The organism is Pseudomonas sp. GL_103 (assembly GCF_057835175.1).
Genome location: NZ_CM174420.1, coordinates 5,151,919 through 5,176,517, shown reverse-complemented (window position 1 = coordinate 5,176,517; position 24,599 = coordinate 5,151,919). Strand labels below are relative to the sequence as shown.

24 protein-coding genes are annotated in these 24,599 nt (G+C 60.1%); 14 read left to right on the top strand and 10 right to left on the bottom strand.

Translation table 11 applies throughout. From position 1 onward, the window contains the following. Positions 1 to 157: 157 nt before the first annotated feature. From moaC to AC3IP0_RS23250, 4 genes are all read left to right on the top strand, one after another. The gene (gene moaC / locus AC3IP0_RS23265; RefSeq protein WP_056726185.1) at positions 158 to 631 is read left to right on the top strand and encodes a cyclic pyranopterin monophosphate synthase MoaC; all 474 of its coding nucleotides are present in this window, start codon (positions 158 to 160) and stop codon (positions 629 to 631) included. Continuing rightward, positions 628 to 870: a molybdopterin converting factor subunit 1 gene (moaD, locus tag AC3IP0_RS23260; RefSeq protein ID WP_075945584.1), complete on the top strand. Its 243-nt coding sequence runs from the start codon at positions 628 to 630 to the stop codon at positions 868 to 870. The genes moaC and moaD overlap by 4 nt, the downstream gene beginning before the upstream one ends. 3 nt (positions 871 to 873) lie before the next feature. Beyond that, entirely contained in the window at positions 874 to 1,326 is a 453-nt protein-coding gene (gene moaE / locus AC3IP0_RS23255) for a molybdopterin synthase catalytic subunit MoaE (protein WP_007993258.1), read from the top strand. 307 nt (positions 1,327 to 1,633) lie between these two features. Next, positions 1,634 to 2,410 (top strand): ABC transporter substrate-binding protein, encoded by a 777-nt coding sequence (locus AC3IP0_RS23250; RefSeq protein ID WP_489326009.1) that lies wholly within the window; start codon positions 1,634 to 1,636, stop codon positions 2,408 to 2,410. An 84-nt stretch (positions 2,411 to 2,494) separates the two neighbouring features. On the opposite strand, the gene AC3IP0_RS23245 is transcribed toward AC3IP0_RS23250, so the two are convergent. From AC3IP0_RS23245 to AC3IP0_RS23225, 5 genes are all read right to left on the bottom strand, one after another. Beyond that, positions 2,495 to 3,136 (bottom strand): helix-turn-helix transcriptional regulator, encoded by a 642-nt coding sequence (locus tag AC3IP0_RS23245; RefSeq protein WP_489317141.1) that lies wholly within the window; start codon positions 3,134 to 3,136, stop codon positions 2,495 to 2,497. Positions 3,137 to 3,226: 90 nt separating this feature from the next. Beyond that, a complete protein-coding gene (locus AC3IP0_RS23240) occupies positions 3,227 to 4,354 on the bottom strand; it encodes an NAD(P)/FAD-dependent oxidoreductase (protein ID WP_489326007.1) in 1,128 nt (375 codons plus the stop codon). 146 nt (positions 4,355 to 4,500) lie between these two features. After that, positions 4,501 to 5,445: an ornithine cyclodeaminase family protein gene (locus AC3IP0_RS23235; protein WP_489326005.1), complete on the bottom strand. Its 945-nt coding sequence runs from the start codon at positions 5,443 to 5,445 to the stop codon at positions 4,501 to 4,503. Positions 5,446 to 5,568: 123 nt separating this feature from the next. Further along, positions 5,569 to 7,059, bottom strand: a complete 1,491-nt coding sequence (gene rhlB / locus AC3IP0_RS23230; protein WP_489317138.1) for an ATP-dependent RNA helicase RhlB — start codon at positions 7,057 to 7,059, stop codon at positions 5,569 to 5,571. A gap of 98 nt (positions 7,060 to 7,157) precedes the next feature. After that, positions 7,158 to 7,814, bottom strand: coding sequence for an alpha/beta hydrolase (locus tag AC3IP0_RS23225; protein WP_489317137.1), 657 nt, complete (start codon positions 7,812 to 7,814; stop codon positions 7,158 to 7,160). 468 nt (positions 7,815 to 8,282) lie between these two features. On the opposite strand from AC3IP0_RS23225, the gene AC3IP0_RS23220 reads away from it, so the two are divergent. From AC3IP0_RS23220 to AC3IP0_RS23180, 9 genes are all read left to right on the top strand, one after another. Further along, a complete protein-coding gene (locus tag AC3IP0_RS23220) occupies positions 8,283 to 9,314 on the top strand; it encodes an amino acid ABC transporter substrate-binding protein (RefSeq protein ID WP_046041975.1) in 1,032 nt (343 codons plus the stop codon). Positions 9,315 to 9,379: 65 nt separating this feature from the next. Next, positions 9,380 to 10,561, top strand: a complete 1,182-nt coding sequence (locus AC3IP0_RS23215) for an amino acid ABC transporter permease (protein ID WP_489317136.1) — start codon at positions 9,380 to 9,382, stop codon at positions 10,559 to 10,561. Positions 10,562 to 10,571: 10 nt separating this feature from the next. Next, positions 10,572 to 11,669, top strand: a complete 1,098-nt coding sequence (locus tag AC3IP0_RS23210) for an amino acid ABC transporter permease (protein WP_218494240.1) — start codon at positions 10,572 to 10,574, stop codon at positions 11,667 to 11,669. 28 nt (positions 11,670 to 11,697) lie between these two features. Beyond that, a complete protein-coding gene (locus AC3IP0_RS23205) occupies positions 11,698 to 12,462 on the top strand; it encodes an amino acid ABC transporter ATP-binding protein (RefSeq protein ID WP_489317135.1) in 765 nt (254 codons plus the stop codon). A 290-nt stretch (positions 12,463 to 12,752) separates the two neighbouring features. Next, positions 12,753 to 13,412 (top strand): FadR/GntR family transcriptional regulator, encoded by a 660-nt coding sequence (locus AC3IP0_RS23200; RefSeq protein ID WP_489326003.1) that lies wholly within the window; start codon positions 12,753 to 12,755, stop codon positions 13,410 to 13,412. Continuing rightward, complete coding sequence (locus AC3IP0_RS23195) at positions 13,402 to 14,706, top strand: CynX/NimT family MFS transporter (protein WP_489326001.1); 1,305 nt, start codon at positions 13,402 to 13,404, stop codon at positions 14,704 to 14,706. Before AC3IP0_RS23200 ends, AC3IP0_RS23195 begins: the two co-directional genes overlap by 11 nt. A gap of 110 nt (positions 14,707 to 14,816) precedes the next feature. Continuing rightward, positions 14,817 to 15,287, top strand: a complete 471-nt coding sequence (locus tag AC3IP0_RS23190; protein WP_489325999.1) for a nuclear transport factor 2 family protein — start codon at positions 14,817 to 14,819, stop codon at positions 15,285 to 15,287. 40 nt (positions 15,288 to 15,327) lie between these two features. Next, entirely contained in the window at positions 15,328 to 15,648 is a 321-nt protein-coding gene (locus AC3IP0_RS23185; RefSeq protein WP_489317131.1) for a GIY-YIG nuclease family protein, read from the top strand. 88 nt (positions 15,649 to 15,736) lie between these two features. Next, complete coding sequence (locus tag AC3IP0_RS23180) at positions 15,737 to 16,672, top strand: glutathione S-transferase family protein (protein WP_489317130.1); 936 nt, start codon at positions 15,737 to 15,739, stop codon at positions 16,670 to 16,672. Positions 16,673 to 16,774: 102 nt separating this feature from the next. On the opposite strand, the gene AC3IP0_RS23175 is transcribed toward AC3IP0_RS23180, so the two are convergent. Further along, positions 16,775 to 17,125, bottom strand: coding sequence for a glutaredoxin family protein (locus AC3IP0_RS23175; protein ID WP_489317129.1), 351 nt, complete (start codon positions 17,123 to 17,125; stop codon positions 16,775 to 16,777). Next, a complete protein-coding gene (gene yejK / locus AC3IP0_RS23170; RefSeq protein ID WP_008018580.1) occupies positions 17,125 to 18,129 on the bottom strand; it encodes a nucleoid-associated protein YejK in 1,005 nt (334 codons plus the stop codon). Before yejK ends, AC3IP0_RS23175 begins: the two co-directional genes overlap by 1 nt. 396 nt (positions 18,130 to 18,525) lie before the next feature. Here yejK and AC3IP0_RS23165 point away from each other — a divergent pair, with 396 nt between their 5' ends. After that, the gene (locus AC3IP0_RS23165; RefSeq protein WP_007905514.1) at positions 18,526 to 18,807 is read left to right on the top strand and encodes an HU family DNA-binding protein; all 282 of its coding nucleotides are present in this window, start codon (positions 18,526 to 18,528) and stop codon (positions 18,805 to 18,807) included. Positions 18,808 to 18,879: 72 nt separating this feature from the next. Here AC3IP0_RS23165 and rlmF read toward each other — a convergent pair whose 3' ends face one another. From rlmF to AC3IP0_RS23150, 3 genes are all read right to left on the bottom strand, one after another. Beyond that, on the bottom strand, positions 18,880 to 19,908 hold the full coding sequence (gene rlmF / locus AC3IP0_RS23160; RefSeq protein WP_489317128.1) for a 23S rRNA (adenine(1618)-N(6))-methyltransferase RlmF: 1,029 nt from the start codon (positions 19,906 to 19,908) through the stop codon (positions 18,880 to 18,882). A gap of 158 nt (positions 19,909 to 20,066) precedes the next feature. Continuing rightward, the gene (locus AC3IP0_RS23155) at positions 20,067 to 22,913 is read right to left on the bottom strand and encodes a valine--tRNA ligase (protein WP_489325996.1); all 2,847 of its coding nucleotides are present in this window, start codon (positions 22,911 to 22,913) and stop codon (positions 20,067 to 20,069) included. Between the two features lie 238 nt (positions 22,914 to 23,151). Then, entirely contained in the window at positions 23,152 to 24,468 is a 1,317-nt protein-coding gene (locus AC3IP0_RS23150; protein WP_489317126.1) for an MFS transporter, read from the bottom strand. Positions 24,469 to 24,599 lie beyond the last annotated feature (131 nt).

The window sequence follows — 24,599 nt, the reverse complement described above, 5'->3', positions numbered from 1 at the left end:
TCGCGATGACGGTGTGTCAGTCGACATCTCAGGTTAATGACAGGCCGCTTTCGCGAGCAAGCCCGCTCCCACATTGGTTTGTGGTGGGCCGATAATCAGGCGTGCGAAAAATTGACCCGCAGGTTTACAATCGACGCTCCTGATCAGGAGTAATCCCGTGCTGACTCATCTCGATTCCCAAGGTCGCGCCAACATGGTCGACGTCACTGAAAAAGCCGTGACGTTCCGTGAGGCGACCGCTCAAGCGCTGGTGCGCATGCTGCCCGAAACCCTGCAGATGATCGTCAGCGGCGGCCACCCCAAGGGTGATGTGTTTGCTGTGGCGCGCATTGCCGGCATTCAGGCGGCGAAGAAAACCAGCGATCTGATTCCCCTGTGCCATCCGCTGATGCTGACCGGTGTCAAGGTCGAGCTCAGTGCCGAAGGCGACGATTCGGTGCGCATCGTGGCGCGCTGCAAGCTGTCCGGGCAGACCGGCGTCGAGATGGAGGCCCTGACCGCCGCCAGCGTCGCCGCGCTGACGATCTACGACATGTGCAAGGCCGTGGATCGTGGCATGACCATCGAAAGCGTGCGTCTGCTGGAGAAGGTCGGCGGCAAGAGCGGACATTTCCAGGCGGAGCAGTCATGAACGTTACCGTGAAGTTTTTCGCCCGTTATCGTGAAGCGCTGGGGCTGGACTCGGTGAAAGTGGAAGGCAACTTCGCCACCGTCGACGACGTCCGCGCACTGTTGGCCCAACGTGACGGCGCCGAGGTGTTGAGCGAGCAGAACCTGATGTGCGCCCGCAACGAAGACCTGTGCCAGCTCGACGAGCCGGTCAGCGAGGGCGATGAAGTGGCGTTCTTTCCGACTGTGACCGGAGGCTGAGCCATGGCGATTCGCGTGCAGTCCACTGCGTTCGACCCGGGTGCCGAAGTCAACGCCATGCACGATGCCAATGTCGGCGTGGGTGCGGTGGTGAGTTTTGTCGGCTACGTGCGCGATTTCAATGACGGGCTCGATGTTGCGGGGATGTTCCTCGAACACTATCCGGGCATGACCGAAAAGGCCTTGGGCAAGATCGCCGTCGAGGCCGAGCAGCGCTGGCCGTTGCTCAAGCTGGAAGTGCTGCACCGCATCGGCGCCCTGGAGCCGGGCGAGCCGATTGTCTTCGTCGGCGCGGCCAGCGCCCATCGTCAGGCGGCATTCGACGCCTGCGCCTTTGTCATGGATTACCTGAAAACCCGTGCGCCGTTCTGGAAGAAAGAAAACACCAGTGACGGACCGCGTTGGGTCGAGGGGCGTGACAGTGATCATGCGGCGGCGGATCGCTGGAAGCAGTAAATCCTGCGGCGTTCTCAAGTCAGCCTTCGCGAGCAAGCCCGCTCCCACAATGGATCTGGTTGAACACAAATTTTGTGTACGACACAGAACCCTGTGGGAGCGGGCTTGCTCGCGAAGGGGCCATCTGACTCACCCAATACCTTGCAGAACCACCACCCGACCATCGGCCGGCACGGGCTGCATTTGCCTCATTGACGATTTATACGTAAAAGTCCAGTATGGAATTATAAGTACAAAAAAAGGTTTCCACCCGTTTCAGCTTTTTCTTCTGTCTTGCCAAACCAACAACAACCGCGAGAAAACGAACATGAAGAAGTTCCCCCTCATCACCTGTCTGGCCCTGAGCCTGTTGGCGTGCAGCGCTGTGTTCGCCGCCGAGAAAACCCTGCGCATCGGTATCGAAGCGGCGTATCCACCGTTCGCCTCGAAAACCGACAAAGGCGAAATCGTCGGTTTCGACTATGACATCGGCAACGCCCTGTGCGCGCAGATGAAGGCCAAGTGTGTGTGGGTCGAAGGCGAGTTCGACGGTCTGATTCCTTCCCTGAAGGTGAAGAAAATCGACATGGCGCTGTCGTCCATGACCATCAACGAAGACCGCAAGAAGTCGGTGGACTTCACCCACAAGTACTATTTCACTTCGTCGCGCCTGGTGATGAAGGATGGCGCGGTGGTAGATGACCAGTACGCCAGCCTTAAGGGCAAGAACGTCGGTGTGCAGCGCGCCACCACCACCGACCGTTACGCCACCGAGGTGTTCGAGCCCAAGGGCATCAACGTCAAGCGTTACAGCAACAACGAAGAAATCTACATGGACCTGGCAGCCGGCCGCCTCGACGCGATTTTTGCCGACACCATTCCGCTCAATGACTTCCTGTCGATGCCGCGTGGCAAGGGTTACGCCTTTGCCGGGCCGGAGCTGAAAGATCCGAAATATGTGGGCGAGGGTGCCGGGATTGCAGTGCGCAAGGGCAACGCCGAGTTGGTCAGCGAGCTGAACACGGCCATTGATGGCATTCGCGCCAGTGGTGAGTACCAGAAGATTTCGGACAAGTACTTCAAGTCTGATATCTACGGCGACTGATTAAAAAGATCGCAGCCTGCGGCAGCTCCTACAGGGGAATGCGTTCCACTGTAGGAGCTGGCGAAGCCTGCGATCTTTTGATTTTCAGCCCTTCAATTCCTTCAAATGCTTGTACACCGTCGCCCGGCCCATGTTCAGCACATTGGCCACGTAGTTCGATGCGCTTTTGCCCTTGAACGCGCCTTCGGCGTGCAACGCCAGCACCAGTTCACGCTTGTGGTCGCGAGTCAGCAGATTCAGGCTCAACTGGCGCTCGCGCAGCCAGGCGTGGAGGAAGGTGTTGATCCGCTCCTGCCAGTCATCGCGAAACAGTGAATCCGGTTGCGGGATCAGCTTGGTCGGCGACAGGAACAGGTCCAGGGCGGCCTTGGCATTTTCGAACAGCGAAATATTCAGGTTGATGCACAGCACCGCCAGTGGACGATCTTCGCTGTCCCGTAGCACCGTGCTGAGGCTGCGAATCTTCTGACCATCCCAATTGAGCTTTTCGTACGGCCCGATGTTTCGTTCGCTGACATCGTCGCTGAGCATGTCTTCCAGCGCCGAGTCGTCGCCGATTTCCCGCTTGGACAGATTGTTGGCGATGTAGTCGACCTTTTGCGTGCGCAGGTCGTGCAGCACCACTTCGGCGTGGGGGAAAAACAACGTGGCGATGGCGTCGGCAATCGCATGGAAGTTATCCAGGGACGTGTCGTCCAGGGCCGAGTCTTTTTCGGGGGCGTTCATACAGTGGAACTCCAGGCAGCGTCAGCGCCCCATCAAAGGGGCGCTGAAAGTGTGCCGTAATCGTGTGGGCACGTCACCTGAGGATCAGGATCAGCCGAGGCGGGCAGGGGAGAGCATTTCGGCATTCAGGCCGAAATGGCTGAGCGACTCGGGCAATGCGGCGCCGCGCACCAGTGCCGCGCTGGCCTGGCCCATGGCCGGCGAGGTCTGGATGCCATAACCGCCCTGTGCCGCGACCCAGAACAGCCCCGGCACCTGTGGATCGAAGCCGGACAGCAAGTCGCCGTCGCTGACGAAGCTGCGCAGGCCGGCCCAGGTGCGGGTCGGGCGGCGAATGGTCAGGGTCGTGGCTTCTTCGATCTGGTAGATGCCCATGGCAATGTCCAGCTCTTCGGGCTGCACATCGTGGGGTTCCACCGGGTCGGCGTTGGCTGGCGAGCCGAGGAACATCCCGGCGTCGGGTTTCATGTAGAAGGATTCGTCGAGGCTGACCAGCATCGGCCAATGATGGATGTCCAGGCCTTCGGGGCCGGCGAAGATGAACGCGGCACGGCGTTTGGGTTGCAGGCCCAGCGGCTTGGCGCCAGCCAGTTCGCCGATCTTGTCGGCCCAGGCGCCGGCGGCGTTGATGATAATCGGCGCGCTGAAGGTCTGGTTGCCGGTCTGGACGTGCCATGTACCTTGGTCGTCGCGGCTCAGGCTGACGACTTCGCTGTCGGTAAGCACTTCGCCCTGATTGCGACGGATACCACGCAAATAGCCCTGGTGCAGGGCGTCGGTGTCGATGTCGCTGGCGGTCGGGTCGTAGATGGCGCCGTGGACCTTTTCCCGGCGCAGGATCGGCACTAGCGCGCAGGCCTCGTCGACGCCGAGCAATTGCATCTCCGGCACCGTGGTTTTTGCGCTCTGGTATTGCCTGTTCAGTTCGTCCGGGTCACCGGTCAAGTCCACGGTCATTTCGCCCCGCGGGGTCAGCAGCGGGTGTTCGCAGAAACCGCTGGGCGGGTTGTCGAAAAAGCCCCGGCTGGCCAGGGTCAACGCCCGCACTTGCGGGGTGCCGTAGGCCGCTGTGTACAGCGCCGCCGAACGGCCGGTGGAGTGATAGGCCGGATGGGATTCGCGTTCGAGCACGATCACGCGCCCGTGCTGCGACAGCCAGAAACCCGTGGAAGCACCGGCAATCCCGCCGCCGATGATGATGAAATCTGCCTGGCTCATGAACGTCTCCAGTGAAGTGCGATGCTGAAATAGTGGTGATCCCCTGTGGGAGCGGGCTTGCTCGCGAAAGCGGTGTGACAGTCGACATCGCAGGTGAATGTCGGACCCTATTCGCGAGCAAGCCCGCTCCCACAGGTTTCGCAGTGTTAGTGATTCAGGCGATAGATCGCATTGGCCAGCGCAATGTCTTCCAGGCCCAGGCCGATGGAGCGGAAAAACACATGGCGATCGTAATCCGGGCGCAGGGCTTTTCCGCTGAGCAGGTCGGGCAGGTCGCCGACAATCGCATCCTTGTCCCAGCCGTGCCGTTCGGCGGCGATCAGCATTTCACCGGCCGAGCCCGGGGTGGTCAGGCGATAGTCGCAGAACACCTGCATGTCGTTGAGGCTCTGCGGCGGCACTTCGTGGGCGCGTGGGGCGTTGGTGCTGATGGAGGTGATCAACGCCGGTTTGCACAAGCTCGATGGATCGATCACCGGACCGGCGGACGAGGTGCAGAGCATGATCACGTCGGCGTCCTGTACGGCAGCTTCGCGACTGTCGACGATGTTCACGCGTGGCTCGATGTTTTTCAGCAGGCTCACGGTTTCGGCGTCTTCGCTCAAGCTCGGCGAGTACAGGCTGATGCTCTGCCAGTCGCGCAGGCCTTTCACGTAATGCAGGTGCGCCTGGGCCACTTTGCCGCTGCCAATAATGGCAAGGCGATTGGCTGTGAGTGGTGCGAGGGCATCGACCGCCACGGCGGTGGTGGCCGCAGTGCGCGCGGTGGTCAGTTCGCCTGCATCGCACAGCAACAGCGGCTGACCGGTCTGCATCGACATCAGCAGCGTCCACGCCGTCACCAGCGGCCCTTGTTCGCGCACGATGTATGGCGAGGTCTTGATCCCGTACACACCGTCTTCAGCCAACACACCCAGGTAGTTGATGAAGTCGCCGGCACCCTGTGGAAACTCCACCAGTTGCTGTGCCGGTTGTACGGCCTGCCCGGCGGCCAGGTCGCGGAACAGTTTGCGCAGGATCTGCGGCACATCGACCTGCGCCAGTAGCTCGCGAGCCTGGGCCTGGGGGATCACTTGGGGCGTACTGGACATGGTCGGCTCCGGAGCTGGAAGTAAACTAATTTGTCCATTATGGACTTTTAGTTATCGCGAGCAATATCCAAAGCAAAAAAAAGCGCAGTCCGTTTCCGGCTGCGCTTGTCTTTTCAGCGTCGCTTAATGAGGACGCTTGCGTTCAACGGCCCGCAACAGATGCGTCGGTGGCGTTTCACAGCTGATCTTGCGCCCCAGCAGTTCTTCGATGGACGGTAGCTGGTAGGAGTCGTCTTCACCGGCAAAGCTGATGGACACACCGTCGGCACCGGCACGCCCGGTACGCCCGATGCGATGCACGTAGTCGTCCGGCACTTCCGGCAGGGTGAAGTTGATCACGTGGCTGATGCCGTCGATGTGGATGCCGCGACCGGCCACGTCGGTGGCGACCAGTACGCGGATCTTGCCTTCGCGGAAACCTTCGAGGGTCTTGATGCGCTTGTGCTGCGGCACGTCGCCGGACAGTTGCGCGGCGTTGATGCCGTCGCGCACCAGACGTTCTTCGATGCGCCGCACTTCATCCTTGCGGTTGGCGAAGACGATGACCCGCTCCCAGCCGTTGTCGTTGACCAGGTTGTAGAGCAGTTTGTATTTGTCAGCGCCGGCCACCGCGTAGATGTGCTGCTCGACGTTTTCGCTGGCTACGTTCTGCGACTCGATCTCGACGATCGACGGGTCGGTGGTCCATTGCTTGGCCAGGTTCATCACGTCTTCGGTGAAGGTCGCGGAGAACAGCAGCGTCTGGCGCTCGGACTTCGGCGGCGTCTGGCGAATGATCTGGCGCACTTGCGGGATGAAGCCCATGTCGAGCATGCGGTCGGCTTCGTCCAGCACCATCACTTCGACCATGTCCAGATGCACGTCGCCGCGCTGGTTGAAGTCCAGCAGGCGGCCCGGCGTGGCCACGAGGATGTCGCAGTGGCGGGCTTCGAGGTGCTTGAGCTGCTTGTCGAAGTCCATGCCACCGACGAACGTCATGACGTTGAGGCCGGTGTACTTGGTCAGGTCGGCGGCGTCCTTGGCGATCTGCACCACCAGCTCGCGGGTCGGCGCGATGATCAGTGCCCGTGGTTCACCCATGTAGCGCTCTTTCGGCGGCGGGGTTTGCAGCAACTGGGTGATGATCGAGACCAGGAACGCAGCAGTCTTGCCGGTACCGGTCTGGGCGCGGCCGATGGCGTCTTTGCCCGCGAGGGTGAAGCCCAGCACCTGTGCCTGGATCGGCGTGCAATACGGGAAGCCCAGGTCCTGGATGGCGTGCATCAGTTCCGGGGCGAGTTTGAAATCGTGGAAGCGGGTCTTGCCTTCCTGGGGCTCGACGACGAAGTCTTCGAGTTTCCATGGAATGACCGGGGCCTTGGGTTTGGGTTCGCGGCGCGGTCTGGCGGGTTTCGGCGTTTCGCTGAGCGGCTGTTCCGGGGCTGTTATCGCCGCAGGCTGGTCAGCTATTGCGGTCTTCGGCTCATGCTTGGGTGCCGCCGTGGCGGTGGCTCGTTCAGACTGATTACCGTCGGTGCGGTGGCCGGGAGCGTGAGACGCAGGGCTGGGAACTGGCGCGAGTTGCTCAGTCTCGCTTTTACCGAACATTTTCTTGAGTGCTTTGAGCACGGTCATCTCATCAATTGATTAAGGAATGTACGCCGGGCAGTGTAATGCAAGAATCGGGCGCGGCGTAGTGGGATGGATCAAAGGGCGCTTTTAAACAGAAATGCTTAACGCAAGCGCTCGGCGAGCCAGACGCCGATGTCGCGAATTTCTTCGGGTAACACTTCGTGACCCATTGGGTACTCCTGCCATGTCACGGTGACACCACGCAGCTTCAAATGCTCGTAGGCGCTACGCCCCATCGAGTTTTGCACCACATCGTCGTACTGGCCGTGCATCGACAGCACCGGGATCCGCTGCTGGCTGGCGGACAATTGCAGTTCTTCGCTGAAGGTCGGTGCATAAGTAGAAAGGGCAACTACGCCACCCAACGGTCCTTGCCATTTCAGAAACGCGGTGTGGAATACCACGGCACCGCCCTGGGAAAAACCTGCCAGGAAGATCCGCGAGGCGTCTATTCCGCTGGCCTTCTGCGTTTCGATCAGTTCGATGATCCAGTTGGTCGACTCTTCCAGTTGCTCGCGATTGATCGCGCGCGCCGGGCTCATGGCCAATATGTCGTACCAGCTCGGCATCTCGTAACCGCCGTTGATGGTCACGGCGCGGCTCGGTGCCTGGGGCAAAACAAAGCGGGTGCTCAACAGGGTTTCCTGCAGGGCTTCGGCCACTGGCAGAAAGTCGTAGCGATCGGCACCCAGGCCGTGCAGCCAGATAACGCAGGCATCTGCGGTCTTGACGGGTTGAAGAATCAAGGGGTTGGTCATGGCTGCTCCAAAAATGTGCGTGCGCTCTCATTGAGTGCGAGGGCTGAGTGCGCGTCTGGTTGATCTGTTACGAAGATGTCGCAAGGTTACAAGTTTTGCTATTGACCTGCAGCTGAACCGCTTCGGAGAGCGGTGTGGTACGGGCTTTGCTATGGCGAAGTCTGTATGAAAAATCCCACGCCTGTCGGTAACACTATCAGGCCAAGGTTATTAGTGGGATTGAAAAGAATCCGGTGATGGATGTTCGCCAAAGGCCGATACGGGGCTTCGCGAACGTGAAAGGGCTACAGCCCGTTCGGCCGACTGGTGAGAGCGAGTTTTCCATGACGTGGATTTTCTCCTACTAGACTCATAGCTAACGTCTTACGTCGGTTGACCCCAAAAAAAGCCAACACGGGTCAACTACGCCTCAAAAGGGTGCGACAGGACTCACGCTCCGACACAACAAGAGCAAAACTGGAGGTTTGAATGAAGATGTTGAAATCCACCCTGGCTATCGTGACTGCAGCCGCGGTACTCGGTGTCAGCGGGTTTGCCCAGGCGGGCGCAACCCTGGATGCAGTGATGAAGAAAGGTTTCGTGCAGTGTGGCGTCAGCGATGGCTTGCCAGGCTTCTCGGTTCCGGATTCCACCGGCAAGATCGTCGGTATCGATGCTGACTACTGCCGTGCAGTAGCGGCGGCTGTCTTCGGCGACGCGACCAAGGTCAAGTTCAGCCAGTTGAACGCCAAGGAGCGCTTCACCGCGCTGCAATCCGGCGAAATCGACATCCTGTCGCGCAACACCACCATGACCAGCTCCCGCGATGCGGGCATGGGCCTGAAATTCCCGGGCTTCATTACCTACTACGACGGCATCGGCTTCCTGGTAAACAACAAGCTGGGCGTCAAGAGCGCCAAGGAACTGGACGGTGCAACCATCTGCATCCAGGCCGGTACCACCACCGAACTGAACGTTTCCGATTACTTCCGCGGCAACGGCCTGAAATACACCCCGATCACCTTCGACACCTCCGACGAAAGCGCCAAGTCGCTGGAATCCGGTCGTTGCGACGTACTGACCTCGGACAAATCCCAGCTGTTCGCCCAGCGCAGCAAGCTGGCTTCGCCGAAAGACTACGTGGTTCTGCCGGAAACCATTTCCAAGGAGCCTCTGGGCCCGGTCGTGCGTAATGGCGACGACGAGTGGCTGGCCATCGTGCGTTGGACTGGTTACGCCATGCTCAACGCTGAAGAAGCCGGCATCACTTCGAAGAACGTCGAAGCCGAAGCCAAGGGCACCAAGAACCCTGACGTTGCCCGTCTGCTGGGTACCGACGGTGAATACGGCAAAGACCTGAAAGTGAAGAAAGACTGGGTCGTGCAGATCATCAAGCAAGTCGGCAACTACGGCGAAGTGTTCGAGAAAAACCTCGGCAAGGGCACTCCGCTGGAAATCGACCGCGGGCTGAACGCCCTGTGGAACGCTGGCGGCATTCAATACGCACCACCAGTGCGCTGATGGTTCTGTCACCCGGTGGGCCAACCACCGGGTGATGTTCTGTTCCATTATTTCCGGGGCACTTCATGCAAAATTCAATCGGCGCACCAAAGCAGAGGCTCAGCCTCAGCGATCCGAAAGTGCGTGCGTGGCTATTCCAGATCATCACCATTGTCGCGGTGGTCTCGATGGGCTGGTATCTGTTCGATAACACCCAGACCAACCTGCAACACCGGGGAATTACCTCCGGTTTCGACTTTCTGGAGCGCAGTGCCGGTTTCGGCATCGCTCAACACCTGATCGACTACACCGAATCGGACACTTACGCCCGGGTGTTTGTCATCGGCCTGCTCAACACGCTGCTGGTGACCTTTATCGGCGTGATCCTGGCGACGATCCTCGGGTTCATCGTCGGCGTGTCACGGCTGTCGAAGAACTGGATCATCAGCAAGGTAGCGACGGTGTATGTGGAAGTCTTCCGCAATATTCCGCCACTGCTGCAAATCCTGTTCTGGTATTTCGCGGTGTTCCTGACCATGCCGGGGCCGCGTAACAGTCATAACTTCGGCGACACCTTCTTTGTCAGCAGCCGTGGCCTGAACATGCCGGCGGCGTTGATGGCGGACGGTTTCTGGCCGTTTGTGATCAGCGTTGTAGTCGCCATCGTCGCCATCGTGCTGATGAGCCGCTGGGCGACCAAGCGCTTCGAAGCCACCGGTGTGCCGTTCCACAAGTTCTGGGTTGGCCTGGCGATATTCCTGGTCATCCCTGCGCTGTGCGCGCTGGTTTTCGGCGCACCGGTGCACTGGGAAATGCCGAAGCTGCAAGGCTTCAACTTCGTCGGTGGCTGGGTGTTGATCCCGGAACTGCTGGCGCTGACCCTGGCCCTGACGGTGTACACCGCGGCGTTCATCGCCGAGATCGTGCGTTCGGGCATCAAGTCGGTCAGCCATGGCCAGACCGAAGCGGCGCATTCCCTCGGCCTGCGCAACGGTCCGACCCTGCGCAAGGTGATCATCCCGCAAGCCCTGCGCGTGATCATTCCGCCGCTGACCAGCCAATACCTGAACCTGGCGAAGAACTCCTCGCTGGCGGCCGGTATCGGTTATCCGGAGATGGTCTCGCTGTTCGCCGGGACCGTGCTCAACCAGACCGGCCAGGCGATCGAGGTGATTGCCATCACCATGAGCGTGTACCTGGCGATCAGTATCAGCATTTCCCTGCTGATGAACTGGTACAACAAGCGCATTGCGCTGATCGAGCGGTAAGGAAAAGCGCATGAGTACTCATACTTTCAAACCTGACATGCCTCCACCGAGCCGCAGCATCGGTGCGGTGGCGTGGATGCGCGCGAACATGTTCTCCAGCTGGCTCAACACCCTGCTGACCCTGTTCGCGTTCTACCTCATCTACCTGGTGGTACCGCCGATCCTGCAGTGGGCGATCCTTGACGCCAACTGGGTCGGCACCAGCCAGGCCGACTGCACCAAGGAGGGCGCCTGCTGGGTGTTCATCCAGCAGCGTTTCGGCCAGTTCATGTACGGCTACTATCCGCCGGTACTGCGCTGGCGCGTGGACCTGACGGTGTGGCTGGCGATTGTCGGCGTGGCGCCGTTGTTCATCTCGCGCTTTCACCATAAAGCGGTGTACGGGCTGAGCTTCCTGGTGCTGTACCCGATCATTGCCTGGTGCCTGCTGCATGGCGGTGTACTGGGTCTGGACGCCGTGGCGACCAGCCAGTGGGGCGGCCTGATGCTGACCCTTGTGATCGCCACCGTCGGCATCGCCGGTGCGTTGCCACTGGGCATCGTCCTGGCGCTGGGCCGTCGTTCGAACATGCCGGCGATTCGGGTGGTCTGCGTGACCTTCATCGAATTCTGGCGCGGCGTGCCGTTGATCACGGTGCTGTTCATGTCCTCGGTGATGCTGCCGTTGTTCCTGCCTGAGGGCATGAACTTCGACAAGCTGCTGCGGGCACTGATCGGCGTGATCCTGTTCCAGTCGGCCTACGTGGCTGAAGTGGTGCGTGGCGGTCTGCAAGCGATTCCCAAAGGTCAGTACGAAGCGGCGGCGGCGATGGGCCTGGGTTACTGGCGCAGCATGGGCCTGGTGATTCTGCCGCAAGCCCTGAAGCTGGTGATCCCCGGCATCGTCAACACCTTCATTGCGCTGTTCAAGGACACGAGCCTGGTGATCATCATCGGCCTGTTCGACCTGCTCAACAGCGTCAAGCAAGCCGCCGCCGACCCGAAATGGCTGGGCATGGCCACCGAAGGCTATGTGTTCGCCGCCCTGGTGTTCTGGATTTTCTGTTTTGGTATGTCGCGCTATTCCATGCATCTGGAACGCAAGCTCGACACTGGCCACAAGCGCTAAGTCGCTACCTAATTTAGGAAGTTTTGTGATGAGCGAAGCAATCAAACAGCCTGTGAGCCCTGAAGGCATTATTCAGATGCAGGGCGTGAACAAGTGGTACGGTCAGTTTCACGTACTCAAGGACATCAACCTCAACGTCAAGCAGGGCGAGCGTATCGTGCTGTGCGGGCCGTCGGGTTCCGGAAAATCCACCACCATCCGCTGCCTCAACCGTCTGGAAGAGCACCAGCAGGGCCGCATCGTGGTCGATGGCGTGGAGCTGACCAACGACCTCAAGCAGATCGAAGCGATCCGTCGTGAAGTCGGCATGGTGTTCCAGCACTTCAACCTGTTCCCGCACCTGAGCATCTTGCAGAACTGCACGCTGGCGCCGATGTGGGTGCGCAAGATGCCCAAGCGCAAGGCCGAGGAAATTGCCATGCACTACCTGGAACGCGTACGCATTCCGGAGCAGGCGCACAAGTACCCGGGGCAACTGTCCGGTGGTCAGCAACAGCGTGTGGCGATCGCTCGCGCGCTGTGCATGAAGCCGAAGATCATGCTGTTCGACGAACCGACCTCGGCACTCGACCCGGAGATGGTGAAAGAGGTGCTGGACACCATGATCGGCCTGGCCGAAGACGGCATGACCATGCTCTGCGTGACCCACGAAATGGGCTTCGCCCGCACCGTGGCCAACCGCGTGATCTTCATGGACAAGGGCGAAATCGTCGAGCAGGCGGCGCCGAACGACTTCTTCGACAAGCCGCAGAATGAACGCACCAAGCTGTTCCTGAGCCAGATCCTGCATTGATCGACCCCAGGCACTGAAATAAACCCGGACTGAGTTCCGGGTTTATTTTTGCCTTCAATTAAACATCCAAACGCCAAACCCTGTGGGAGCGGGCTTGCTCGCGAAAGCGGAGTGTCAGGCAACATACTAGTTGAATGTTAAGCCGCCTTCGCGAGCAAGCCCGCTCCCACAGGGGGATTGTGCTACCGACTCCATTGATCACGCGCCAATTCTGAACGGTTGCCCTCTTGGAACAAGCTGACTAACATGTCAGAAAATTCATCCTATGATTGGATGAGAGGGCGAATTCCATGTCAGAAATTTCTCCATTGGTGAAACGATCCCTGGTCGATCAGGCCCTGGATCAGTTGCGCCTGCGCATCAACCAGGGCACCTGGGTCGTGGGCCAGCGTTTGCCCACCGAGCCTGAGTTGTCCGCCGAGCTGGGCATCAGCCGCAACACCGTGCGCGAAGCCATGCGCGTGTTGGCGTTTTCCGGGTTGATCGAAATCCGTCAGGGCGACGGCAGTTACCTGCGGGCGGTGATCGATCCGCTCGATACCTTGAAGGCACTGTCCCGTTGCTCCCTTGAGCAGGCCCGGGAAACCCGGCACATCCTCGAAGTCGAGGCCATCGGCCTGGCGGCAGTGCGCCGTACCGATGAAGACCTGGTGGCATTGCGCGAGGCCCTGGGTGTCAGCGGTAGCCACTATCACGGCGATCTCGACACCTACATCGCCTGCGACCTGGTGTTTCACCGACGTCTGGTGGACGCCGCGCACAACCCGACCCTCAGTGAGCTGTATCGCTATTTCTCCAGCATCGTCGGCGGGCAGTTGCGCCAGACCCTGAGCATCGTCCCGCGCCGTCAGGAAGTGTTCGACCTGCATATCGCGTTGCTCGATGCCGTCGAGCAACGCGACCCGGAACGGGCCAAAGCCCTGTCGAGGCAGTTGATCAATGAACCTTGAAACCGAGAAGTCCATGCACCGCAGTGAGTTATCCACAGCCCTAAAACGCTCGGCAGAGCTGGAAGAGCTGCTGATCGATGCCGAGGCCGATGACGAACAGGTCCAGCAAACCCACCCGGTTCTGCGCCGGCCATGGTTGTTGCTGCTGGGTCTGATTCTGGTGGCGCTGAACCTGCGCCCGGCGCTGTCGAGCATGGCGCCGATGCTCAGCGAGGTCTCGAAGTCCCTTGGCTTGTCGGCGTCCGCGGCGGGATTGTTGACCACGTTGCCGGTGCTTTGCTTGGGCCTGTTTGCGCCGTTGGCACCCGTGCTGGCGCGGCGATTTGGTGCGGAGCGGGTGGTGCTGGGCATTCTTCTGACCCTGGCGGGCGGGATCATCCTGCGCAGTTCGTTCGGTGAGATCGGCCTGTTTGCCGGCAGTGTGCTGGCCGGTGCCAGCATCGGCGTGATCGGCGTGTTGCTGCCGGGCATCGTCAAGCGCGATTTCCCGAAACAGGCCGGGACCATGACCGGTGTCTACACCATGGCCCTGTGTCTGGGAGCGGCGATGGCGGCGGGTGCGACCGTGCCGTTGAGCGAACACTTTGACAAGAATTGGGCGATGGGCCTCGGCTTCTGGGTCATTCCGGCATTGGCGGCCGCGCTGTTCTGGTTGCCGCAAGTCGGCCAGAAACACGGCGCGCACAACGTGGCCTACCGGGTTCGCGGCCTGCTGCGCGATCCGCTGGCCTGGCAGGTGACCTTTTACATGGGCCTGCAATCGTCACTGGCCTACATCGTGTTCGGCTGGTTGCCGTCGATCCTGATCGGGCGCGGCCTGACCCCGACCCAGGCCGGACTGGTGCTGTCGGGTTCGGTGATCGTTCAACTGGTCAGCTCCCTCGCCGCGCCATGGCTGGCGACACGGGGCAAGGATCAGCGTCTGGCGATTGTGATCGTGATGGTGTTGACCCTTGGCGGTCTGTTCGGTTGTCTGTACGCCCCGATTGAAGGTCTGTGGGGCTGGGCGATTGTGCTGGGGTTGGGGCAGGGCGCCACGTTCAGCCTGGCATTGACCCTGATCGTGCTGCGCTCGCGGGACTCCCACGTTGCGGCGAACCTGTCGAGCATGGCCCAGGGCTTCGGTTACACCCTGGCGTCCATGGGGCCGTTCGCGGTCGGCATCGTGCATGACTGGACCGGCGGCTGGACGGCCGTGGGCTGGATCTTCGGTGTCATCGGCCTTGGTGCGATCCTCGCCGGCCTGGGGGCCGGACGTGCGTTGTACGTGCAGGTCGAAAGCGAAAAAGTCTGATCCCGCACACTGTCGGTATTCGTCTTGCGAATGCCGATAGTGTTCGACCCATTTGCAGACTATCGTGCAGGCAATCTTTCGATACCCATTGCACAACAGGGAGTCTGCCCATGAGTGAAGTCCACAGCGCCTTGATCACCCGCTTCTACCAGGCCTTCCAGCGTCTCGATGGCGAAGCGATGGCTGCCTGCTACACCGATGACGTGGTGTTCAGTGACCCGGCGTTCGGCGAGCTCCGTGGTCGTGATGCTGGCGATATGTGGTGCATGCTCACCACCCGCGCCAAGGATTTCTCCCTGACCTTCGATCATGTCCGTACCGATGATCATATCGGTAGCGCCCATTGGGTCGCGACCTATCTGTTCAGTCAAACCGGCAATACCGTGGTCAATGACATCCAGGCACGTTTTGTCTTTCGCGATGGCAAGATCTGCGAGCATCACGACAGTTTCGACCTGTGGACATGGTCGCGTCAGGCCCTGGGTTTCAAAGGCCTGCTGTTGGGCTGGACGCCACTTGTTCGCAACGCCGTTCGCTCACAGGCCCTGAAGGGGCTGAAGGCATTCCAGGCCAGTCGCTGATAAGATCGCGGCTTGTTTTCTTTCAAGCCCTGATCGTTACGTGACCACCCTCAGCGAAAGCCCTGTCGACGCCGATACCCCCGCGAGCAAAACCTGGTTCGTCTACCTCGTTCGCGCGGCCAACGGTTCGCTTTATTGTGGGATCAGCGATGATCCCGTGCGTCGCTTCGCCAAGCATCAAAGCGGCAAGGGAGCGCGATTCTTTCTTTCCAGCCCGGCCATGGCCCTGGTCTACACCGAACGCTGTCGCGACAAAAGCGATGCGTTGCGTCAGGAACGGCTGATCAAAAAACTCAAGAAGAGCGCCAAGGAATGCCTGGTGGCGAGCGCAGCGAGTGCCGCCCTTGGCCCATCACTCTGACTGATCAGTTCCCATCAGGCAGATCTGTAGGCTGCCAGGTGATTGCGCGCTAAGCTGCGGACTCCTGATCCTTGCGGCGGAGCCGAGCATGTCCGAGTTGATTCTGCATCATTACCCGACGTCCCCCTTTGCCGAGAAGGCCCGCCTGCTGCTGGGCTTCAAGGGCTTGTCCTGGCGCTCGGTGAAGATCTCGCCAGTGATGCCCAAACCGGATCTCACGGCGTTGACCGGTGGCTACCGCAAGACACCGGTGTTGCAGGTCGGTGCCGATATCTATTGCGATACGGCATTGATTGCCCGGCGACTGGAACAGGAAAAGGCCTTGCCTGCGTTCTTCCCGGAAGGCCAGGAAATGATCACTGCATCGTTTGCCGCCTGGGCTGATTCGGTGATGTTCCAGCATGCGGTCAGCCTGGTGTTCCAGCCGGAATCGATCGCGGTGCGCTTTGGCAATTTGTCGCCGGAAGCGATCAAGGCGTTTCTGGCCGACCGTGCCGGCTTGTTCAGTGGTGGAAGCGCGACAAAATTGTCTACCGAACAGGCGAAGCATCAGTGGCCAACGATCATGTCGCGTCTGGAGCAACAGTTGCAGCGCGAGGAAGGTGACTACCTGTTTGGCGAGCCGTCGATTGCCGACTTCGCCCTGGCTCATTGCCTCTGGTTCCTCAAGGCCACGCCGGTGACGGCTCCGCTGGTCGAAGCTTATCCGGCAATCAATGCATGGCATGCGCGGGTATTGGGCTTCGGTCATGGTGCCTCCAGCGAGATGAGTTCCGAGGAGGCTCTGGCAGTGGCGCGCGCGTCCACGCCAGCGGCCTTGCCGGATGAGCAATTCGTCGATCCCAATGGATTAAAGGTGGGGCAGCAGGTAGTGATCGCAGCCACGGACTACGGCGTGGATCCGGTGGCCGGGGAGTTGTTGTTTGCCGGCCGCGAGGAGCTGATTGTACGGCGAGAGGACGAGCGTGGCGGTGTGGTGCATGTGCACTTCCCGCGGTTTGGATTCCGGATCGAAGCCTGCTGACATTTCTGTTGATAGCAAAAACGAAAAGATCGCAGCCTTCGGCAGCTCCTACACCAATCTCATGTAGGAGCTGCCGAAGGCTGCGATCTTTTGATATTTGGGTTACTTCAGTGCAGCCAAAATCGCATCCGGGTCATACCCGCGAATCAGCGTCCCGTTCACATCGATGATCGGAATGCCGCCACCGCCCAGCGCCTGATAGTCCTCGCGCGCGACGGCATCCTTCTCGATATCGAACTCCTTGTACGGAATGCCTTTCTGATCGAGGAAACGCCGGGTCAGCTTGCAGTAGCCACACCATTCGGTGGCGTAGAGCACGACGTTGGCCTTGGCCTGGGTCTGCGCAGGCACCACTTGCGATGGGTTGAACACCCGCTCGATCTTGCCCCAGTTCTGATAGGCCACGACCACCAGCAGGATCAGCAGGAATTTCTTCAGCACGCCGCCGAGCATCAGTTGCGACGCTTCAGCTGATCGGTGAGCGAAGTGGGCAGGCCCTTGATGATCAACGTGCCGGCTTCTTCGTCATATTCGATCTTCGAACCCAGCAGGTGCGCTTCGAAACTGATCGACAGGCCTTCGGCGCGGCCGGTGAATCGGCGGAACTGGTTCAGGGTGCGTTTATCGGCCGGGATTTCCGGCGAGAGGCCGTAATCCTTGTTGCGGATGTGATCGTAGAAGGCCTTCGGGCGTTCTTCGTCGATCAGTCCGGACAATTCTTCCAGGCCCATCGGTTCACCGAGCTTGGCCTGGCTGCTGGCGTAATCCACCAGGGTCTTGGTCTTCTCGCGGGCGTCGTCTTCCGGCAGGTCTTCGCTTTCAACGAAATCACTGAAGGCCTTGAGCAAGGTGCGGGTTTCACCCGGACCGTCGACGCCTTCCTGGCAGCCAATGAAGTCGCGGAAATACTCCGAAACCTTTTTGCCGTTCTTGCCTTTGATGAACGAAATGTACTGCTTGGATTGTTTGTTGTTCTGCCACTCGGAAACGTTGATCCGCGCCGCCAGGTGCAACTGGCCAAGGTCCAGGTGACGGGACGGGGTTACGTCCAGTTCGTCGGTCACGGCCACACCTTCACTGTGGTGCAGCAGGGCGATGGCCAGGTAGTCGGTCATGCCTTGCTGATAGTGTGCGAACAGCACGTGGCCGCCGACCGACAGGTTCGATTCTTCCATCAGCTTTTGCAGATGCTCGACCGCCACGCGGCTGAATGCAGTGAAATCCTGGCCGCCCTCGAGGTACTCCTTCAGCCAGCCGCTGAACGGGAACGCGCCGGATTCCGGATGGAACAGGCCCCAGGCTTTACCCTGTTTGGCGTTATAGCTTTCGTTGAGGTCGGCGAGCATGTTCTCGATGGCCGCGGACTCAGCCAGTTCAGAGTCACGGGCGTGGAGAACTGCAGGTGTGCCGTCGGGTTTTTTGTCGATCAGGTGGACGATGCAATGACGGATCGGCATGGGCTTCTCGGCTGAATGAAGAGAGGAGGGCGTGCTCCCCCGAAAAAGCGCTCAGTGTACCGCAACCACTGGTTTTGGCGCGGTGCGAAGGGCAATTGACGGGCGACCGACGGCGCTTATGCAGTTTTTTCCTGTTTTAGCGCAATAAAGCTGACCAAATGGGTAGCTAGAGGCGGATATTTCCACGTCTGTGTGCTAGCTTTGCCCGGTCTTGCGCGAAGTCACTGCGTTAAGCGTGCAGTCAGCATTTGTCAGGTCGAACCAAACCCTGATTTCGGTATCTATAACCCCGATCCCGAGGTTATTTGGCCGAGGGTGCCAGATCCAAAAGATCGGGCTCGATAGCTGACATTGCACTCTGCAATCCATATGAATTTGATAGGGAAGGAACACTAAATGGCTCTTACTAAAGACCAACTGATCGCCGACATCGCTGAAGCTATCGACGCGCCGAAAACCACCGCGCGTAACGCTCTGGACCAACTGGGCCAAATCGTTGCCGATCAGCTGGAAAACGGCGGCGAAATCACTCTGCCAGGTATCGGCAAACTGAAAGTGACTGAGCGCCCTGCCCGTACTGGCCGCAACCCTTCGACTGGCGCTGCCATCGAAATCGCTGCCAAGAAAGTGATCAAGCTGGTTGTGGCCAAAGGCCTGACCGACGCTGTTAACAAGTAAGACTTGTTAAGAAAAAACCGTGCACCGGAGCGATCCGGGCACGGTTTTTTTGTGGGCGCGATAAAGCGCTCACTACGCTTGAGCGTTGCTCCATCGTGCCTGGCGCCAGGCCTGTTGCTGCGCTTTGGTCTGGAAGGTCCAGGCGACGAAGCGGCTTTGCTTCTGCCCTTGGGACATTTCCACTACCTGGCTTTCCAGGGCGCCGGCCTTTTTCAGGGCGGTCTGGATCGCCGGCAGGTTGGACGCCTTTGACACCAATGTACTGAACCACAGCACCTGCTGAGCGACCTGCACGCTTTCGCTGACCAGTTGGGTCACGAAGCGTACTTCACCGCCTTCACACCACAACTCGGCCGACTGGCCGCCAAAGTTCAACACCGGCAGCTTGCGTTTCGGATCGGCTTTGCCCAGGGCGCGCCATTTGCGCGTGCTGCCCCGCGTGGCGTCGTCCAGCGAGGCGTGGAATGGCGGGTTGCACATGGTCAGGTCGAAGCGTTCTGTGCTCTCCAGCAGGCCTGTGAGGATCTGCTTGGGATTGCTCTGTTGGCGCACCTGAATGGCTTTGTTCAGACCATTGGATTGAACGATGGCCTTCGCCGCGGCGATGGCGGTCGCATCGATATCGGAACCGAGGAACTGCCAGCGATAGTCGCTGTAACCGATCAGCGGATACACGCAGTTGGCGCCCATGCCGATGTCCAGCACTTTCACGGCGGCGCCACGGGGAATCACACCGTCATTGCCGTTGGCCAGCAGGTCGGCAAGGAAGTGCACGTAATCGGCACGGCCTGGCACCGGTGGGCACAGGTAGTCGGCCGGAATGTCCCAGTGAGCGATGCCATAGAACGACTTGAGCAGCGCCCGATTGAACACCCGCACGGCTTCCGGGCTGGCGAAGTCGATGCTTTCCTTGCCGTATGGATTGATGATCACGAACTTCTTCAGTTCCGGGGCGCTTTTGATCAGCGTCGGAAAGTCGTAGCGACCCTGATGGCGATTGCGCGGATGCAGGCTGGCCTTTTCCTTCGGGGCGACGGCCGTGGCCGGGGTCTTCGGGGCAGGCTTTTTGCGCGCAGGCTTGGGGGAGCGGGGGGCGGTCATGGCGGTGGTCGATTCGGGTATGGCTAAAAGTGGCGGGCATTGTCCCACATCTGTGGGGCAACACCGATCAAATGTGGGGGTCTTCATTGGATGTAAGAAAGTGGCAGGCATAAAAAAGGGAGGCCACTTGGGCCTCCCTTTTTCATAGCGATTTGCCCTTACAGGCTGGCAATCCGCGCATGTTGCTCGGCCAGCTTGCCCAGGGCCTGTTCGGCCTCGGCCAGTTTGGCGCGTTCTTTCTCGATGACTTCGGCTGGGGCCTTGTCAACGAAACCGGCGTTGGACAGCTTGCCGCCGACTCGTTGCACTTCACCTTGCAGGCGCTGGATTTCCTTGTCCAGACGCGCCAGTTCCGCACCCTTGTCGATCAAGCCGGCCATTGGCACCAGCACTTCCATCTCGCCGACCAGTGCGGTGGCGGACAGTGGTGCTTCTTCGCCAGCAGCCAGCACGGTGATCGATTCGAGGCGCGCCAGCTTCTTCAGCAGGGCTTCGTTCTCGGTCAGGCGACGCTGATCCTCGGCGCTGACGTTCTTCAGGAACAGCGGCAGCGGTTTGCCCGGGCCGATGTTCATTTCGCCACGGATGTTGCGAGTGCCGAGCATCAGGCCCTTGAGCCATTCGATGTCATCTTCGGCGGCCTGATCGATGCGAGTTTCGTTGGCCACCGGCCAAGGTTGCAGCATGATCGTCTTGCCATCGATGCCGGCCAGCGGCGCGATGCGCTGCCAGATTTCTTCGGTGATGAACGGCATGAACGGGTGCGCCAGGCGCAGGGCGACTTCCAGCACGCGTACCAGGGTGCGACGGGTGCCGCGCTGGCGTTCGACCGGTGCGTTTTCGTCCCACAGCACAGGCTTGGACAGTTCCAGGTACCAGTCGCAATACTGGTTCCAGATGAACTCGTACAAGGCTTGTGCGGCCAGGTCGAAACGGAACTGGTCCAGCTGGCGGGTCACTTCGGCTTCGGTACGTTGCAGCTGCGAAATGATCCAGCGGTCAGCCAGGGACAGCTCGTAGGCTTCGCCGTTCTGGCCGCAGTCTTCGCCCTTGTCCAGCACATAGCGCGCTGCGTTCCAGATCTTGTTGCAGAAGTTGCGATAGCCTTCGACGCGGCCCATGTCGAACTTGATGTCACGACCGGTGGATGCCAGCGAGCAGAAGGTGAAGCGCAGGGCGTCGGTGCCGTAGCTGGCGATGCCTTCGGCGAACTCGTCGCGGGTCTGCTTTTCGATCTTCTTCGCCAGTTTCGGCTGCATCATGCCGGAGGTGCGTTTCTGCACCAGGGCTTCGAGCTCGATGCCGTCGATGATGTCCAGCGGGTCCAGGACGTTGCCCTTGGACTTGGACATCTTCTGGCCCTGGCCGTCACGCACCAGGCCGTGCACGTACACGGTCTTGAACGGAACCTGCGGCGTGCCGTCTTCGTTTTTCACCAAATGCATGGTGAGCATGATCATCCGGGCAACCCAGAAGAAAATGATGTCGAAGCCAGTCACCAGGACGTCGGTGGAGTGGAACTTCTTCAGGAATTCGGTTTTTTCCGGCCAGCCGAGGGTGGAGAACGTCCACAGGCCCGAGCTGAACCAGGTGTCGAGAACGTCATTGTCCTGTTGCAGCGCAACGTCCGGGCCGATGTTGTGCTTGGCCCGCACTTCGGCTTCGTCGCGACCGACGTAGACCTTGCCCGACTCGTCGTACCAGGCCGGAATCCGGTGGCCCCACCACAGCTGACGGCTGATGCACCAATCCTGGATGTCACGCATCCACGAGAAGTACATGTTTTCGTACTGTTTCGGCACGAACTGGATGCGGCCGTCTTCAACGGCGGCAATCGCAGGCTCGGCCAAAGGCTTGGTGGACACGTACCACTGGTCGGTCAGCCACGGTTCGATGACGGTGCCGGAGCGGTCGCCTTTCGGCACTTTCAGGGCGTGATCGTCAACGCTGACCAACAGGCCGACAGCGTCGAACGCGGCCACGATCTGCTTGCGCGCTTCGAAGCGGTCGAGACCGGCGTATTCGGCCGGGATCTTGCCGTCGATGGTTTCGTTTAGCGTGCCGTCGAGGTTGAACACCTGGCACGCTGGAAGAACGGCTGCGTTCTTGTCGAAGATGTTCAGCAGCGGCAGGTTGTGACGCTTGCCGACTTCATAGTCGTTGAAGTCGTGGGCCGGGGTGATTTTCACGCAGCCGGTGCCGAATTCAGGGTCGCAGTAATCGTCGGCGATGATCGGGATGCGGCGGCCAACCAGTGGCAGCTCGACAAATTTGCCGATCAGGGCTTTGTAGCGTTCATCGTTCGGGTTAACGGCCACGGCGGAGTCGCCGAGCATGGTTTCCGGGCGAGTGGTCGCGACGATCAGGAAATCGTTGCCTTCAGCGGTCTTGGCGCCGTCAGCCAGCGGGTATTTCAGGTTCCACAGGAAACCTTTCTCGTCGTGGTTTTCCACTTCGAGGTCGGAAATCGCCGTGTGCAGCTTGGTGTCCCAGTTGACCAGGCGCTTGCCGCGGTAGATCAGGCCGTCTTCGTGCAGGCGTACGAAAGCTTCTTTAACGGCTTCCGAGAGGCCGTCGTCCATGGTGAAGCGCTCGCGGCTCCAATCTACGGACGAACCGAGGCGACGGATCTGACGGCTGATGTTGCCACCTGACTCATCCTTCCACTCCCAGACTTTCTCGAGGAATTTCTCGCGGCCCAGGTCGTGGCGGCTCTGGCCCTTGGCTTCGAGCTGACGCTCTACCAGCATCTGCGTGGCGATACCGGCGTGGTCGGTACCCGGCTGCCACAGGGTGTTGCGACCCTGCATGCGGCGGAAACGGATCAGGGCGTCCATGATCGCGTTGTTGAAGCCGTGGCCCATGTGCAGGCTGCCGGTGACGTTCGGCGGCGGGATCATGATGGTGTAGGACTCGCCCGCGCCTTGCGGGGCGAAGTAATTCTCTGACTCCCAGGTGTTGTACCAGGAAGTTTCAATGGCGTGCGGCTGGTAGGTCTTATCCATGCGCGGCGGGACCCTATTGGCATTTATTCAGGAAAAGCCGGGAAGTATAGCGGGGATGAGCCGATGCGCGTAGAGCGAGGTGACAATGGGTGGGGGAAAGTTGTGGTTTTTCAGGGGGTGTTTTGTCTGCAATGACGCCATCGCGGGCAAGCCACGCTCCCACAGGATCAATGTCGATCACAAAATAGTGGTTCGACAAAATACCTGTGGGAGCGGGCTTGCCCGCGAAAGCTATCTATCAGACAACCTGATTCAGGTCGTTATGCCGCGTTTCCTTCAGGCACAGCACTGCAATCAAACTCAGCACCGCCGCCCCGGACACATAGCCGCCGACGTAACTCAACCCGCCCATCGCCACCAGTTTCTGGGCGAAGAACGGCGCTGCGGACGCACCGACGATACCGCCCAGGTTGTAGGCCGCCGAGGCGCCGGTGTAGCGCACGTGGGTGGGGAACAGCTCCGGCAGCAGCGCACCCATCGGCGCAAACGTCACGCCCATCAGAAACAGTTCGATGCACAGGAACAGCGCCACACCCCAGGTCGAGCCTTGGGTCAGCAGCGGTTCCATGAGGAAGCCGGACAGGATCGCCAGTACACCGCCGATGATCAGCACGGGTTTGCGCCCGTAACGGTCGCTGGCCCAGGCCGACAGCGGGGTGGCGGCAGCCATGAACAGCACCGCGAAGCACAGCAGGCCGAGGAAGGTTTCGCGGCTGTAGCCGAGCGTTGCCACGCCGTAACTCAGGGAAAACACGGTGGAGATGTAAAACAGCGCGTAGCACACGACCATCGCGCCGGCGCCCAGCAATACGGGTACCCAGTACTGGCCGAACAGCTCGAACAGCGGGATCTTCACTCGTTCCTGGCGCGCCATGGCATTGGCGAATACCGGGGTCTCATGCAGCTTGAGGCGCACGTACAGGCCGACCATCACCAGGGCGGCGCTGAGCAGGAACGGAATACGCCAGCCCCATGAGCGGAACTGTTCATCGTCCAGCACCACGGCCAGGGTCAGGAACAGGCCGTTGGCCGCCAGAAAGCCGATGGATGGACCCAGTTGCGGGAACATGCCGAACCACGCGCGCTTGCCTTTCGGCGCGTTCTCCGTGGCCAGCAGTGCCGCGCCACCCCATTCACCGCCCAACCCAAGGCCTTGGCCGAAACGCAGGACGCAAAGCAGGATCGGTGCCCAGGCGCCAATGCTGTCGTATCCCGGCAGCACGCCGATCAGCGTGGTGCACACGCCCATCAGCAGCAGCGAGGCGACCAGTGTCGACTTGCGGCCGACACGGTCGCCGAAGTGACCGAAAAGGGCCGAACCCAAGGGGCGTGCAAGGAAGGCGATGCCGAACGTGAGGAACGCCGAAAGCATCTGGGCGGTGCCGGATGTCTGCGGAAAGAACACTGGGCCAATTACCAGTGCGGCGGCGGTGGCATAGACGTAGAAGTCGTAGAACTCGATGGCGGTACCGATGAAACTCGCGGTGGCCACGCGGGTTGCGGAGTTCGTCGGTTGCGCAGGTGTGGAGTCGCTGTAAGTCGTGCTGGTCGTCATGCGGTTATCCCTGACAGTCATGTGCTCCAGTGGAGCGAATTATTATGGTCGAGAACCCAGGGATGTGGGTGGAAGCACGGTCGCTGTTCAAGGTAGGAACAGTCGTCGGTTTATTGCGGACTTTGCTGATG

Excerpts from the sequence above, each read along its gene's own strand:
- moaD (WP_075945584.1), top strand. The coding sequence starts at position 628 with ATGAACGTTACCGTGAAGTTTTTCGCCCGTTATCGTGAAGCGCTGGGG.
- moaE (WP_007993258.1), top strand. The coding sequence starts at position 874 with ATGGCGATTCGCGTGCAGTCCACTGCGTTCGACCCGGGTGCCGAAGTC.
- AC3IP0_RS23250 (WP_489326009.1), top strand. The coding sequence starts at position 1,634 with ATGAAGAAGTTCCCCCTCATCACCTGTCTGGCCCTGAGCCTGTTGGCG.
- AC3IP0_RS23245 (WP_489317141.1), bottom strand. The coding sequence starts at position 3,136 with ATGAACGCCCCCGAAAAAGACTCGGCCCTGGACGACACGTCCCTGGAT.
- AC3IP0_RS23240 (WP_489326007.1), bottom strand. The coding sequence starts at position 4,354 with ATGAGCCAGGCAGATTTCATCATCATCGGCGGCGGGATTGCCGGTGCT.
- AC3IP0_RS23235 (WP_489326005.1), bottom strand. The coding sequence starts at position 5,445 with ATGTCCAGTACGCCCCAAGTGATCCCCCAGGCCCAGGCTCGCGAGCTA.
- rhlB (WP_489317138.1), bottom strand. The coding sequence starts at position 7,059 with ATGACCGTGCTCAAAGCACTCAAGAAAATGTTCGGTAAAAGCGAGACT.
- AC3IP0_RS23225 (WP_489317137.1), bottom strand. The coding sequence starts at position 7,814 with ATGACCAACCCCTTGATTCTTCAACCCGTCAAGACCGCAGATGCCTGC.
- AC3IP0_RS23220 (WP_046041975.1), top strand. The coding sequence starts at position 8,283 with ATGAAGATGTTGAAATCCACCCTGGCTATCGTGACTGCAGCCGCGGTA.
- AC3IP0_RS23215 (WP_489317136.1), top strand. The coding sequence starts at position 9,380 with ATGCAAAATTCAATCGGCGCACCAAAGCAGAGGCTCAGCCTCAGCGAT.
- AC3IP0_RS23210 (WP_218494240.1), top strand. The coding sequence starts at position 10,572 with ATGAGTACTCATACTTTCAAACCTGACATGCCTCCACCGAGCCGCAGC.
- AC3IP0_RS23205 (WP_489317135.1), top strand. The coding sequence starts at position 11,698 with ATGAGCGAAGCAATCAAACAGCCTGTGAGCCCTGAAGGCATTATTCAG.
- AC3IP0_RS23200 (WP_489326003.1), top strand. The coding sequence starts at position 12,753 with ATGTCAGAAATTTCTCCATTGGTGAAACGATCCCTGGTCGATCAGGCC.
- AC3IP0_RS23195 (WP_489326001.1), top strand. The coding sequence starts at position 13,402 with ATGAACCTTGAAACCGAGAAGTCCATGCACCGCAGTGAGTTATCCACA.
- AC3IP0_RS23190 (WP_489325999.1), top strand. The coding sequence starts at position 14,817 with ATGAGTGAAGTCCACAGCGCCTTGATCACCCGCTTCTACCAGGCCTTC.
- AC3IP0_RS23180 (WP_489317130.1), top strand. The coding sequence starts at position 15,737 with ATGTCCGAGTTGATTCTGCATCATTACCCGACGTCCCCCTTTGCCGAG.
- AC3IP0_RS23175 (WP_489317129.1), bottom strand. The coding sequence starts at position 17,125 with ATGCTCGGCGGCGTGCTGAAGAAATTCCTGCTGATCCTGCTGGTGGTC.
- yejK (WP_008018580.1), bottom strand. The coding sequence starts at position 18,129 with ATGCCGATCCGTCATTGCATCGTCCACCTGATCGACAAAAAACCCGAC.
- AC3IP0_RS23165 (WP_007905514.1), top strand. The coding sequence starts at position 18,526 with ATGGCTCTTACTAAAGACCAACTGATCGCCGACATCGCTGAAGCTATC.
- rlmF (WP_489317128.1), bottom strand. The coding sequence starts at position 19,908 with ATGACCGCCCCCCGCTCCCCCAAGCCTGCGCGCAAAAAGCCTGCCCCG.
- AC3IP0_RS23155 (WP_489325996.1), bottom strand. The coding sequence starts at position 22,913 with ATGGATAAGACCTACCAGCCGCACGCCATTGAAACTTCCTGGTACAAC.
- AC3IP0_RS23150 (WP_489317126.1), bottom strand. The coding sequence starts at position 24,468 with ATGACGACCAGCACGACTTACAGCGACTCCACACCTGCGCAACCGACG.